This is a genomic window from Dactylosporangium salmoneum (genome assembly GCF_039532525.1).
Taxonomy (GTDB): Bacteria; Actinomycetota; Actinomycetes; order Mycobacteriales; family Micromonosporaceae; genus Dactylosporangium; species Dactylosporangium salmoneum.
In genome coordinates, this window is record NZ_BAAARV010000088.1 from 80164 (window position 1) to 92367 (window position 12204).

11 protein-coding genes and 1 pseudogene are annotated in these 12204 nt (G+C 72.5%); all 12 read left to right on the forward strand.

Annotation, left to right across the window (positions count from 1 at the left end; translation table 11 throughout):
* Window positions 1-15 precede the first annotated feature (15 nt).
* The 12 genes and pseudogenes from ABD352_RS44595 to ABD352_RS44650 all read left to right on the forward strand — a co-directional run bounded on the left by ABD352_RS44595 (window position 16) and on the right by ABD352_RS44650 (window position 12200).
* Entirely contained in the window at window positions 16-570 is a 555-nt protein-coding gene (locus tag ABD352_RS44595; RefSeq protein WP_425553911.1) for a DUF2752 domain-containing protein, read from the forward strand.
* Window positions 571-588: 18 nt separating this feature from the next.
* Window positions 589-1326: an FAD-dependent thymidylate synthase gene (gene thyX / locus ABD352_RS44600; RefSeq protein ID WP_344618662.1), complete on the forward strand. Its 738-nt coding sequence runs from the start codon at window positions 589-591 to the stop codon at window positions 1324-1326.
* A gap of 36 nt (window positions 1327-1362) precedes the next feature.
* Window positions 1363-2316, forward strand: coding sequence for a 4-hydroxy-tetrahydrodipicolinate synthase (dapA, locus tag ABD352_RS44605; RefSeq protein WP_344618663.1), 954 nt, complete (start codon window positions 1363-1365; stop codon window positions 2314-2316).
* A complete protein-coding gene (locus tag ABD352_RS44610; RefSeq protein WP_344618664.1) occupies window positions 2313-4001 on the forward strand; it encodes a ribonuclease J in 1689 nt (562 codons plus the stop codon). The genes dapA and ABD352_RS44610 overlap by 4 nt, the downstream gene beginning before the upstream one ends.
* A gap of 1 nt (window position 4002) precedes the next feature.
* Entirely contained in the window at window positions 4003-4392 is a 390-nt protein-coding gene (locus tag ABD352_RS44615; RefSeq protein ID WP_344618665.1) for a DUF2784 domain-containing protein, read from the forward strand.
* 2 nt (window positions 4393-4394) lie between these two features.
* On the forward strand, window positions 4395-7058 hold the full coding sequence (locus ABD352_RS44620) for an FtsK/SpoIIIE family DNA translocase (RefSeq protein ID WP_344618666.1): 2664 nt from the start codon (window positions 4395-4397) through the stop codon (window positions 7056-7058).
* A 9-nt stretch (window positions 7059-7067) separates the two neighbouring features.
* Entirely contained in the window at window positions 7068-7988 is a 921-nt protein-coding gene (locus ABD352_RS44625; protein WP_344618667.1) for an AEC family transporter, read from the forward strand.
* A 7-nt stretch (window positions 7989-7995) separates the two neighbouring features.
* The gene (locus tag ABD352_RS44630; RefSeq protein ID WP_344618668.1) at window positions 7996-8637 is read left to right on the forward strand and encodes a helix-turn-helix transcriptional regulator; all 642 of its coding nucleotides are present in this window, start codon (window positions 7996-7998) and stop codon (window positions 8635-8637) included.
* Between the two features lie 9 nt (window positions 8638-8646).
* The gene (locus ABD352_RS44635; RefSeq protein ID WP_344618669.1) at window positions 8647-9090 is read left to right on the forward strand and encodes a DUF3291 domain-containing protein; all 444 of its coding nucleotides are present in this window, start codon (window positions 8647-8649) and stop codon (window positions 9088-9090) included.
* Window positions 9091-9128: 38 nt separating this feature from the next.
* Window positions 9129-10571 (forward strand): 30S ribosomal protein S12 methylthiotransferase RimO, encoded by a 1443-nt coding sequence (gene rimO / locus ABD352_RS44640; RefSeq protein ID WP_344618670.1) that lies wholly within the window; start codon window positions 9129-9131, stop codon window positions 10569-10571.
* Window positions 10568-11122 (forward strand): annotated as a pseudogene (pgsA, locus tag ABD352_RS44645) (CDP-diacylglycerol--glycerol-3-phosphate 3-phosphatidyltransferase); the annotation flags it as partial. The gene rimO and the pseudogene pgsA, both read left to right, overlap by 4 nt.
* A 580-nt stretch (window positions 11123-11702) precedes the next feature.
* Window positions 11703-12200: a CinA family protein gene (locus tag ABD352_RS44650; RefSeq protein WP_344618671.1), complete on the forward strand. Its 498-nt coding sequence runs from the start codon at window positions 11703-11705 to the stop codon at window positions 12198-12200.
* The last annotated feature ends 4 nt before the right edge of the window (window positions 12201-12204 follow it).

Consider the following 12204-nt stretch of genomic DNA (forward strand, 5'->3'; position numbering starts at 1 on the left):
GGGCGGTGTAGCGTAATGAGGGTGACGTCACCGTTGACCGGGGTGGAAGCCGTCGAGGCCGATGGTGTGGCGGAGCGTGCCGCGATGGCGCCGCCGCCCGTGTACCAGTACCACCAGTACCCGGCCTACCAGCCCGGGCGATTCGCGCGGCTCGTGGCGCGGCTGCCGCGGTGGGTGGCGCCGGCCGGGGTGGCCGCGGTGATCTCCGGCGGGGTGGCCTACACGCTGCTCATGAAGCCCGCGTCCGCCGGGGCGTCCGACCAGCCGACCTGCATCGTCAAGCTGCTGACCGGGTTCGACTGCCCCGGGTGCGGCGGGACGCGGGCGTGCTGGTATCTGCTGCACGGGGACATCCCCGCGGCGGCGCACCACCACGCGCCGCTCGTGTTCGCGGCGCCGTTCCTGGCGTATCTCTACGTGGCCTGGACGGTGAACCGCCTCAACCTGCCGTTCAAACTGCCCATGCTGCGCATCTCCAACGGGGCGCTGATCGGGTTCCTGGTGGCGTGGCTCGCCTTCAGTGTGTTGCGCAACCTACCCTGGGCACCGTTCACCTACTTCTTCGTCTAGCGGCTGTAGGCTCACCGAATGCTCTCCGTCAAAGCCATTGCCTGGACCCACTTCGAGCCGCCCGCTGATGTTGCGTGGTCGACCGACGCGGATGGCGGGGAGGCGCTTGCCGAGTTCGCCGGGCGGGCGTGCTACCAGTCGTGGAGCAAGCCGAACCCGGCCACGGCCACGAACGCGGGGTACCTCAAGCACATCCTCGAGGTCGGGCACCTCTCCGTGCTCGAGCACGGGACCGTCACGTTCTACATGACCGGGGTGTCGCGCTCGTTCACGCACGAGCTCGTGCGGCACCGGCACTTCTCCTACTCGCAGCTGTCGCAGCGGTATGTGCCCGGGCGCGATGCGGCGATGGTCGAGCCGGCCGTGATCGCCGAGGACCCGGCGCTGCACAAGACGTTCGTGGAAGCGAGCGAGGCGGCGCTCAGGGCCTACAACGAGCTGCTCGAGGGGCTCGAGGCCAAGTTCGCCGACGTGGCCAGCCCCACGCTGCGGCGCAAGCAGGCGCGGCAGGCGGCGCGGGCGGTGCTGCCCAACGCGGCCGAGACGCGGATCGTGGTGACCGGGAACTACCGGGCCTGGCGGCACTTCGTGACCATGCGCGCGAGCGAGGGGGCCGACGTGGAGATCCGCGAGGTGGCCGTCGCCTGCCTGCGGGAACTGCAGCGCATCGCGCCCAGCGTGTTCGGGGATTTCGCGATCTCGACGCTGGAGGACGGCAGTGAGGTGGCGACCGCGCAGTACACCTGGGAATCTTGAAAAATGCGTCCCCGAGCCTTCCGCTAAGTTGTCCGTATGACACGCACCGGCTCCGTCCCCGGCCGGCCCTTCGGCCGGCTGCTCAGCGCGATGGTCACGCCGTTCGGGCCTGACGGTTCGCTCGACGTCGACGGCGCCGCCCGACTCGCCACCTACCTGGTGGACGAGCAGGAGCACGACGGCCTGGTGATCAACGGCACCACCGGCGAGTCGGCCACCACCAGCGACGCGGAGAAGGACCAGGTGCTCCGCGCCGTCGTGGAGGCCGTCGGTGATCGGGCCACCGTGGTCGCCGGCGTCGGCACCAACGACACCGCCCACACCGTCGAGCTCGCCCGGTCCGCCGAGAAGGCCGGCGCCGACGGGCTGCTCGTGGTGACGCCGTACTACAACAAGCCGCCCCAGGCGGGGCTGCTGCAGCACTTCCGGACCGTCGCCGACGCCTCCGGGCTGCCCGTGATGGTCTACGACATCCCGGGCCGGGCCGGCGTGGCGATCGAGACCGAGACGATGTGCCGGCTCGCCGAGCACGAGCGGATCGTCGCCGTGAAGGACGCCAAGGGCGACCTCGGGGAGAGCGCCTGGGTGATCAAGCGCACCGGCCTGGCGTACTACTCGGGCGAGGACAAGCTGACGCTGCCCCTGGTGTCCGTGGGCGCGGTCGGCGTGGTGGGCGTGCCCACGCACGTCTTCGGGCCGCAGACCAAGGCGATGATCCTCGCGTACGAGGAGGGCGACGTCGCCCGGGCCCGCGAGCTGCACCTCCAGCTGTTGCCGGCGTTCTGCGGGTTCTTCCGCACCCAGGGTGTCATCCTGACCAAGGCTGCTCTCACGCTGCTCGGCCTGCCGGCCGGTTCCGTCCGTCCGCCGCTGGTGCCGGCGAATGCGGCGGAACTGGGCCGGTTGCGGGAAGATTGCGCGGAGGCGGGCCGCATCATCGGCTCCGCCGACCAGATGGCGCATCACAACGAACTCGGAGTGGCCCTATGACGGTGGCGCACGTCGAACTCGATCCGCCGCCCCCTCCGGGGCCCAACACCCTGCGGGTGACCCCCCTGGGTGGGCTCGGCGCGATCGGCCGCAACATGACGCTGCTGGAGTTCGGCGGCAAGTTGCTCATCATCGACTGCGGCGTGCTGTTCCCGGACGTTGAACAGCCTGGCGTCGACCTCATCCTGCCGGACTTCTCCTCGATCCTCGACCGGCTGGGCGAGGTGCAGGCGATCGTGCTCACCCACGGGCACGAGGACCATATCGGCGCGGTGCCGTACCTGCTGGCCCACAAGCCGGACATCCCGCTGGTCGGGTCGAAGTTCACCCTCGCCCTGGTCGAGGCGAAGCTCGCCGAGCGGCGCATCGAGCCCTACTCGCTCACGGTCCGCGAGGGCCAGGTCGAGCGGCTCGGGCCCTTCGAGTGCGAGTTCTTCGCGGTGAACCACTCGATCCCGGACGCGCTCGCGGTCGCGGTCACCACCGCGGCCGGCACGCTGCTGCACACCGGCGACTTCAAGATGGACCAGCTGCCGCTCGACGGTCGCATCACCGACCTGGCCGGCTTCGCCCGGCTGGGCGCCGAGGGCGTCGACCTGCTCCTGTCCGACTCGACCAACGCCGAGATCCCCGGGTTCGTCACCCCGGAGCGGGAGATCGGCCCGGTGCTGGAGGGCATCTTCGGCCGGGCCACCGGGCGGATCATCGTCGCCTCCTTCGCCTCCCACGTGCACCGCGTGCAGCAGGTCTTCGACGCCGCCCACGCGCACGGCCGCAAGGTCGCCCTCATCGGCCGCTCGATGGTGCGCAACATGGGCATCGCCCGCGACCTGGGGCTGCTGCGCATCCCGCACGGGCTGGTGGTGGCCATCGACGAGGCCATGAGCCTGCCGCCCGAGCGGGTCGTGCTCATGTCGACCGGCTCCCAGGGCGAGCCGATGAGCGCCCTGGGCCGCATGGCCAACGGCGACCACCGGCACATCGTCATCGGCGAGGGCGACACCATCGTGCTGGCCTCGTCGCTGGTGCCGGGCAACGAGACCGCGGTCTACCGGGTGATCAACCAGCTGTCCCGGGCCGGCGCGATCGTGGTGCACAAGGACGTAGCCAAGGTCCACGTCTCCGGGCACTCCCCGGCCGGCGAGCTGCTGTACCTGCTCAACGTGGTCAAGCCGCGCAACTTCATGCCGGTGCACGGCGAGTGGCGGCACCTGCGGGCGCACGCCCAGCTGGCCCGGGAGGCCGGCGTGCCCGCCGACAACGTGGTGCTCTGCGAGGACGGCGACGTCGTCGACCTCGTCAAGGGCCAGGCCCGCCTGGTCGGTCACATCCGGTCGCGGTACGTCTACGTCGACGGTCTGGCGATCGGGGACGTGGGCGAGTCGCTGCTGACCGAGCGGCGCATCCTGGGCGACGGAGGGTTCATCGCCGCGACCGTGGTCATCGACTCGGTCACCGGCAAGGTGGTGGCCGGTCCGACGGTGTCGGCCAAGGGCTTCTCCGACGACCCGGCGGTGTTCAACGCGGTGCTGCCGCTGGTCACCGATGCGCTGAACAAGGCCGCGACCGAGGGCATCACCGACCCGCACCAGCTGCAGCAGATCGTGCGGCGCACCGTCGGGCGGTGGGTCAACGAGGCCTACCGGCGCCGGCCGATGATCGTCCCGACGGTCGTCGAGGTGTGACATGTATGCGGCGCTGGCGACTACGGTACTGGTGCTGCACTTCTGTTTCGTGGCGTACATCGTGCTCGGCGGGTTCCTCGTCTGGCGGTGGCCGTGGGCCTTCTGGCCGCACCTGGCCGCCGCCGCATGGGGGCTCGCCGTGGTCACGATCCCGCTGACCTGCCCCCTCACCGTGCTCGAGCACTGGGCGCGGCGCCAGGCCGGGCAGGCGGTGAGCGACCGCGGCTTCGTCGACACCTACATCGAGAATGTCCTCTACCCGGAGCGCTACACCCACGTGCTGCAGGTCCTCGTGGGCGTGGTCGTCGTCGGCTCCTACGCGGTGGCGTTTGCGAAGTATCGCCACCGGCGTGCCGAACGAAAAATGTCGGAGCCCCCCGCTACGGTGTGACCATGGCGGGCCGCACCTCCCAGGCCGGCCGCGGCGGAGGCACGTCCAACGCGCGCGGCGGTTCGAACACGCGTGCGACCGCGCAGAAGCGGGCGACACCGCGCACGCGGGCCGCGACCGCCACCCCGGCCAAGGCCACGACGGGCACCCGGACCAGGGCGAAGGCGACCCCGCGGGCCGCCGCCCGGGTCGCGCCGGTGCGCCGCCGCCGCAGCGGCGCCGCCGTCGCCACCCCGCTGGGCCTGCTCGGCCGGGGCATGATCGCCCTCTGGATGGGCCTCGCGCACGGCGTCGGCTGGGGCGCCCGGGCCATCGGCCGCCAGGCCGCCACCGCCCGCGACCTCGACCCCGAGCACCGCCGCGACGGCGCCGGGCTGACCCTCATCGGCGCGGCCGTGCTGCTCACCGCCGCCCTGTGGTTCCAGGCCGCCGGGCCGGTCGGGCGCTGGCTGGCCGGGATCATCCACACGTTCATCGGCGCCGCCGCCACGGTCCTGCCGGTCCTGCTGCTCATCAGCGGCATCCGGGTGATGCGCTCCGGCGACCCCGACGAGCGCCGCGGCCGCGGCTTCGTCGGCTGGGGCGCCGTCTTCGTCGCCGGCTGCGGCCTGCTGCACCTGGCCGCCGGCAGCCCGACGGTCCCCGCCAAGATGGACAAGGCCGGCGGCCTGCTCGGTCGGGGCGGCGGCGGGCTGCTGGAGATGGCCGTCACTGCCTGGGTGGCCGTGCCGCTGCTGCTCCTGCTGCTGATCTTCGGCTTCCTGGTGGTCACCTCGACGCCGATCGCCCACATCCCGCACCGCTGGCGCCAGCTGCGCGACCTCGCCCTCGGCCGGGTCGAGGACCCCACCCTCGTCGACGACGATGAGGAGTACGAGGAGCTCTACGACGACGAGCCGGAGCCGGCCCCCGCGCGCCGCCCGGCCCGCCGCCGGCAGGGCGCCAAGGCCGACGCCGACCAGGGCCCCCCGCCGCTGCCGCACCCGCTCGGCCTGGACCCCGACGAGTTCGACGCGGCCGCCCCCGACCTCGAGCCCGACCTGATCCACGACACCGTGGTCCTGCAGCGCATGCCCGCGGCGGGGCGGCGCAAGGGCAGGAAGGGCGAGCCGGAGCCCGATCCGGCCGCGGACCGGAACCCGCCGGAGCACGGGCCGCTGCCCACCCGGGCCGAGCAGCTCGCGCTCACCGACGCCGACTACAAGCTGCCCCCGCCCACCCTGCTCGGCACCGGCGACGCCCCGCGCGGGCGCACCCGGGCCAACGACGAGGTCATGAACGCGCTGCAGGGCGTGTTCGAGCAGTTCGGGGTCGACGCGATCGTCACCGGCTTCACCCGGGGCCCGACGGTGACGCGGTACGAGGTGGAGATCGGCCACGGCGTCAAGGTCGAGCGGATCAGCGCCCTGTCCAAGAACATCGCCTACGCGGTGAAGTCCGCCGACGTACGCATCCAGAGCCCGATCCCGGGCAAGAGCGCGGTCGGCGTGGAGATCCCCAACTCCGACCGGGAGAACGTGGCCCTCGGCGACGTCCTGCGCTCCCGGGCGGCCACCAGCGACCACCACCCGCTGCTGGTCGCGCTGGGCAAGGACATCGAGGGCGGCTACGTCGTGGCCAACCTGGCCAAGATGCCGCACATCCTCATCGCGGGGGCCACCGGCGCCGGCAAGTCGTCCTGCCTCAACAGCCTGCTGGTGTCGCTGCTGACCCGGGCCACGCCCGAGGAGGTGCGGCTGCTGCTGGTCGACCCCAAGCGGGTCGAGATGACCAGCTACGAGGGCATCCCGCACCTGGTCACCCCGATCGTCACCAACCCGAAGAAGGCGGCCGACGCCCTCGACTGGGTGGTCGGCGAGATGGACATGCGCTACGACGACCTGGCCGCGGCCGGCGTCCGGCACATCGACGACTACAACCGCAAGGTGCGGGCCGGGCAGATCACCGCGCCGCCGGGCAGCGAGCGGGTGATCCGGCCGTATCCGTACCTGCTGGTCGTCGTCGACGAGCTGGCCGACCTCATGATGGTGGCGCCGCGCGACGTCGAGGACTCGGTGGTGCGCATCACCCAGCTGGCCCGCGCGGCCGGCATCCACCTGGTGCTGGCCACCCAGCGGCCCAGCGTCGACGTCGTCACCGGCCTGATCAAGGCCAACGTGCCGTCCCGGCTCGCGTTCGCCACCTCCAGCCTCGCCGACTCGCGGGTCATCCTCGACCAGCCCGGCGCGGAGAAGCTGATCGGCCGCGGCGACGCGCTGTTCCTGCCGATGGGCGCGTCGAAGCCGGTCCGCATCCAGGGCGCCTGGGTCAGCGAGACCGAGATCAGCGACATCGTCAAGTTCTGCAAGGACCAGCGCGAGCCCGAGTTCCGCGAGGGCGTCACCCAGAAGCGCGACGAGGGCAAGAAGAAGATCGACGAGGAGATCGGCGACGACCTGGAGCTGCTGGTCCAGGCCATCGAGCTGGTCGTGACCAGCCAGTTCGGCTCGACGAGCATGCTGCAGCGCAAGCTGCGGGTCGGCTTCGCCAAGGCCGGCCGCCTCATGGACCTGATGGAGAGCCGCGGCATCGTCGGCCCGTCCGAGGGCTCCAAGGCCCGCGACGTCCTCATCAAGCCCGACGCCCTCGCCGAGGTCTTCGCCACCCTGAAGCCCGAGGACGACTGACCCGGCGGCATGCTCGCGGCGTTCGTGCCGATCTGGGCGCTCACCGGCGTCGGCTATCTCGCGGGGCGCACCCGCGTGCTCGGACCGGCCGCGGTCGACGTCCTGGGGCGGTTCGTCTTCTATGTCGCCATGCCGGCCGCGCTGCTCGACACGCTGACCCGCCAGCCCGTGGGCGGGACCGCGGCCCGGTCGGTCGCCGCCTTCGCCGCCGCGACCGTGCTCATCGGGGGAGCCGGCTTCGCCGCGGCCCGCTGGGTGTTCCGGCGGCCGCTGGAGGAGCAGGCGATCGCGGGGATGGCGTCGGGGTACGTCAACGCCGCCAACCTCGGCGTCCCGGTCGCCGTGCGGGTGACCGGGGACGCGAGCCTCATCGCCGTCGTGCTGCTCATCCAGACCGCGATCCTCACCCCGATCATCCTCGCGACGCTCGACGTGGCCACCGCCGAGGACCCGGCCGGGCGGTGGCGGCGGCTGCTGACCGTGCCCCTGCGCAGCCCGGTCATGCTCTCCTGCGTCACCGGCGTGCTGCTCGGGGCGTCCGGCCCGCACCTGCCCAGGCTGGTGGCCGACGCCGTGGCGCTGCTCGGGCGGGCCGCCGTGCCGACCGCGCTCGTCGCGCTCGGTTTGTCGTTGGTACCGCGAGAGCTCCCCGGCGGCGAGCCGAGGCGCCCGGCCGAAGTCGTCCTGTCGGTGCTGCTGAAGTCGGTCGTGCAGCCCGCCGTGTGCTGGGTCCTGGCCGGGCCGGTCCTCGGGCTGCACGGGGCGGCGCTGCTCGGCGCGGTACTGTGCGCGGCCCTTCCGACGGCCCAGAACACCTTCGTCTTCGCCCGCGCGTATGACGTGGACGGCACGTTCGCCCGGGACGTCATCGTCGCGTCGACGGCCCTGTCGATGGCGACCCTGACGATCGCCGCCACGCTGCTGCGATAGTTGACCTGTGCAGGGGTTCGATGCGCTGTCCGTGCTGGCCGACCCGCGGCGGCGGGCCGTGTACGAGCACGTGGCCGCGGCCGGCGGTCCGGTGAGCCGCGATCAGGTGGCCGAGGCGCTCGAGATCGGGCGCAACCTCGCCGCGCACCACCTCGACAAGCTGGCCGAGGCCGGGCTGCTCGACGTGTCGTTCGCGCGGCTCGGCGGCAGGAGCGGGCCGGGTGCGGGGCGGCCCTCGAAGCTGTACGAGCGCTCGGCCGCCGAGCACGCCGTGAGCCTGCCCCCGCGCGGGTACCGGGTGCTGGCCGAGGTGCTCGCCGACGCGGTCGAGGAGGCGGGCGCCGAGCCGGCCCTGTACGCGGCCGCGCGCCGGCAGGGGGAGCGGCTGGCGCGCGAGGGGGCGCCGGTCGAGGAGACGCTGCGGGGGCTGGGGTACGAGCCCTACGCCGACGGCGGCGTGTGGCGGCTGCGCAACTGCCCGTTCGACGGGGTGGCCCGCAACCATCCCGGCGCCGTGTGCGGGGCCAACCTCGAGCTGCTGAAGGCGGCCCTCGGCGGCGGGGTGCGGATCGACCCGGGGCCCGAGGGGTGCTGCGTGGTTGTGGATCGCGGCACATGCGGTACCAAAAACAATGAATCTTTGTTTTAGACTGCCGGCATGACCGCTCATCTCGCGCAGCTCAACATCGGCGTGCCCGTGGGGCCTCGGGAGGACCCCCGGATGGCCGGGTTCTACGGCGAACTCGACCGGATCAACGCGATCGCCGACGGGTGGCCCGGCTTCGTCTGGCGACTGGTCGACGACGAGGGGGCCGACGCGACGTCGCTGCGCCCCTTCGGCGGCGACACCATGGTGAACCTCTCCGTGTGGGAGAGCCTCGAATCACTGCGCGACTTCACGTTCCGCAGCGGTCACCTCGACGTCCTGCGACGGCGCCGGGAGTGGTTCCGGCCACTCGGCGAGGCCGTCACGGTCGTCTGGTGGGTGCCGGCGGGCCACACCCCGACGGTCGGGGAGGCGGGGGAGCGGCTGGAGCTGCTGCGACGCGAAGGGCCGACGGCGCGGGCGTTCACCTTCCGGGATCCGTTCCCGGCGCCCTGAGGCCGAAAATGTCGGTGCCTGTCGGTACCCTCGACAGCATGTCCACCAACGCTGACCGCCGCGTAGCCCTGCTCACCCTGGGCTGTGCCCGCAACGAGGTGGACTCCGAGGAGCTGGCCGCCCGCCTCGCCGACGGTGGATGGTCGGTGACGACCGACGGCACCGACGCCGACGTGGTGCTGGTCAACACGTGCGGCTTCGTGGCCAAGGCCAAGCAGGACTCGATCGACACCCTGCTGGCCGCGGCCGACACCGGCGCCAAGGTGGTCGCCACCGGCTGCCTCGCCGAGCGCTACGGCGAAGAGCTGGCCGGTGAGCTGCCCGAGGCCCATGCGGTGCTCGGCTTCGACCACTATCCGGACATGGCGGCCCGGCTCGACGCCATCCTGGCGGGCGAGACGATCCCATCCCACGCCCCCCGAGACCGGCGCACGCTGCTGCCCATCACCCCGGTCGAGCGGCGCGCCGCCACCGCGGTCGTCACCCCGGGCCATCTCCCGGCCCACCTGCAGGGGGTGCTGCGCCGCCGGCTCGACAACGGCCCCGTCGCCCCGCTCAAGCTGGCCAGCGGCTGCGACCGGCGGTGCACCTTCTGCGCCATCCCGTCCTTCCGCGGCGCCTTCGTCTCCCGCACGCCGGACGAGGTGCTCGCCGAGGCGGAGTGGCTCGGCGCCAACGGGGTGCGGGAGCTGGTCCTGGTCAGCGAGAACTCCACCTCCTACGGCAAGGACCTGGGCGACCCGCGGCTGCTGGAGAAGCTCCTGCCGCAGCTGGCCGCCACCTCCGGCATCGTCCGGGTGCGCGTGTCCTACCTGCAGCCCGCCGAGACCCGCCCCGGCCTGATCGAGGCGATCGCCACCACGCCGGGCGTCGCGCCCTACTTCGACCTGTCCTTCCAGCACTCCAGCGAGCCGGTGCTGCGCCGGATGCGCCGCTTCGGCTCGACGGAGCGCTTCCTGGAGCTGCTCGCCGCCGCCCGCAAGCTCGACCCCGAGGCCGGCGCGCGCAGCAACGTGATCGTCGGCTTCCCGGGCGAGACCCGCGAGGACGTCGACGAGCTCGCCCGCTTCCTGACCGAGGCCCGCCTGGACGCGATCGGCGTCTTCGACTACAGCGACGAGGACGGCACCGAGGCGGCGAGCCTGCCGGACAAGGTCTCGGCGGCGACGATCAAGAAGCGGTACGACTGGATGAGCGCCCTCGCCGAGGAACTCTGCGCCCAGCGCGCCAGCGACCGCATCGGCTCCCTGATCGACGTGCTGGTCGACACCGTCGAGCCCCACGCCGACGGCGTCGACGTCGAGGGCCGCGGCGCCCACCAGGCCCCGGAGGTCGACGGCTCCACCACCCTCGTCCCCGGCGCCGCCCTCGACCCGGCCACCCTGCGCCCCGGCGACCTCGTGCGCGCCAAGGTCACCGACAGCGTCGGCGTCGACCTGGTCGCCACCCCGATCGAGCTGATCAGCCCGGCCTCGCCATGACGCCCGCGAAGCCCGTCCCCCTTCTCAACGCGGCCAACGTCCTCACGGTCGCGCGGATGGTGCTCGTCCCGGTCTTCGTCGTCTGCGTGGTGGCCAGCCGGATGACGCACGACGGCTGGCAGCTCGCCGCCGGCCTGACCTTCGTGGTCGCCTCCGCCACCGACTACGTCGACGGCTGGATCGCCCGCACCCACAACCTGGTCACCTCCTTCGGCAAGGTCGCCGACCCGATCGCCGACAAGGCCCTCACCGGCGCCGCCCTCGTGCTGCTGTCCTTCTACGACAAGCTGCCCTGGTGGGTGACGGCCCTCATCCTGATCCGCGAGTGGGGGGTGACCGCCCTGCGCTTCTGGGTGATCCGGCACGGCGTGATCCCGGCCAGCCGCGGCGGCAAGGTGAAGACCGCCCTGCAGATCCTCGCCATCGGCTGGTACCTCACCCCCCTGCCCCCCTCCCTGGCCGCCGTCGGCCCTTGGATCATGGCCGCCGCCCTTGTCGTGACGGTGGTCACCGGGCTGGACTATGTGGCGCGGGCCATTCGGATTCGCAGGGCGTCCTTAGCCGTTGGTGGGGTGTACCCGGCCCCGCCGGAGGCTCCGGCCGTGGCTCCGCAGGCGGACGAGCCGGTCGCCTGATCCCTGACCCGGCGCCCTGTGGCGTTCTGGGTTGGCTGTTGCGGCACTTGCTTGCGGAGCGCTGGGCGACTTCGGCGTCGGCGTGCCCGCGCCGTCTTTGCCGCCGGTGCTGTCTTGCCGCCCGCGTTTCGTGTCTGCGCTTCCGCGCCCGCGGTCGGCCGTCCAACGCCTCGACGCCTCCCGCGTCCGTCTCCGTCTCAGCTTCCGCTCGGCTGCCTTCCTGCACGTGCCTGCGCCTCGCGTCCGTGTTGGCCTCCGGTCTGTCTGGTGGCCGGTGGCCGTTGACGCTTGCTGCCGCGTCCGGATCGGATATCCGACCTGCTGGCCGCTGACCAATGGTGGCCGGATATGTCTGATATGCGATGATATTTGAGGGGTATATAGGGCGCCGTAGGGCGTGTAGGTAGGTGGCGATAGGCGTGGGAGGTCGAGCGGGGCTGGCGAGTGTGGGAGGTTGAGGAGCGGAGCCGGGCGGTGGCGATCGTGAGGGGGAGCGGTGACCGAGGAGCAGGCGGCCGCGGTACTGAAGGCATTGCAGGAGCGTGGCGAGACGCTCGCCGTGGCCGAGTCGCTGACCGGAGGGCTGCTCGCGGCGGCCTTCGTCCAGGTGCCCGGTGCGAGCCGGGTGTTCCGGGGCGGCATCGTGGCGTACGCAACAGAGTTGAAGGCGCGGCTGCTCGGCGTACCGCCGCCGCTGCTTTCATCGCACGGGCCCGTCGATCCCTCAGTGGCCGCCGCGCTCGCCGCCGGGGCCCGTGAACGGTGTGGCGCGGACTGGGCGGCGGCCACGACCGGGGTCGCCGGACCGGACCCCCAAGCAGGTCAGCCGGTCGGACGGGTCTACATCGCGGTCGTCGGGCCGCCGGCGGCGCACGGGCAGCCGGAGCGGGTCGAGGTGCGGGAACTGACGCTGCCGGGCGACCGGGCGGCGGTGCGGTCCGGGGCGGTCGAGGCGGCCGTCGGGCTACTCGCGGAGACCCTCGGCGTCTCATAACGGC

Excerpts from the sequence above, each read along its gene's own strand:
- ABD352_RS44620 (WP_344618666.1), top strand. The coding sequence starts at position 4,395 with ATGGCGGGCCGCACCTCCCAGGCCGGCCGCGGCGGAGGCACGTCCAAC.
- rimO (WP_344618670.1), top strand. The coding sequence starts at position 9,129 with ATGTCCACCAACGCTGACCGCCGCGTAGCCCTGCTCACCCTGGGCTGT.
- ABD352_RS44595 (WP_425553911.1), top strand. The coding sequence starts at position 16 with ATGAGGGTGACGTCACCGTTGACCGGGGTGGAAGCCGTCGAGGCCGAT.
- ABD352_RS44625 (WP_344618667.1), top strand. The coding sequence starts at position 7,068 with ATGCTCGCGGCGTTCGTGCCGATCTGGGCGCTCACCGGCGTCGGCTAT.
- thyX (WP_344618662.1), top strand. The coding sequence starts at position 589 with ATGCTCTCCGTCAAAGCCATTGCCTGGACCCACTTCGAGCCGCCCGCT.
- ABD352_RS44610 (WP_344618664.1), top strand. The coding sequence starts at position 2,313 with ATGACGGTGGCGCACGTCGAACTCGATCCGCCGCCCCCTCCGGGGCCC.
- ABD352_RS44635 (WP_344618669.1), top strand. The coding sequence starts at position 8,647 with ATGACCGCTCATCTCGCGCAGCTCAACATCGGCGTGCCCGTGGGGCCT.
- dapA (WP_344618663.1), top strand. The coding sequence starts at position 1,363 with ATGACACGCACCGGCTCCGTCCCCGGCCGGCCCTTCGGCCGGCTGCTC.
- ABD352_RS44615 (WP_344618665.1), top strand. The coding sequence starts at position 4,003 with ATGTATGCGGCGCTGGCGACTACGGTACTGGTGCTGCACTTCTGTTTC.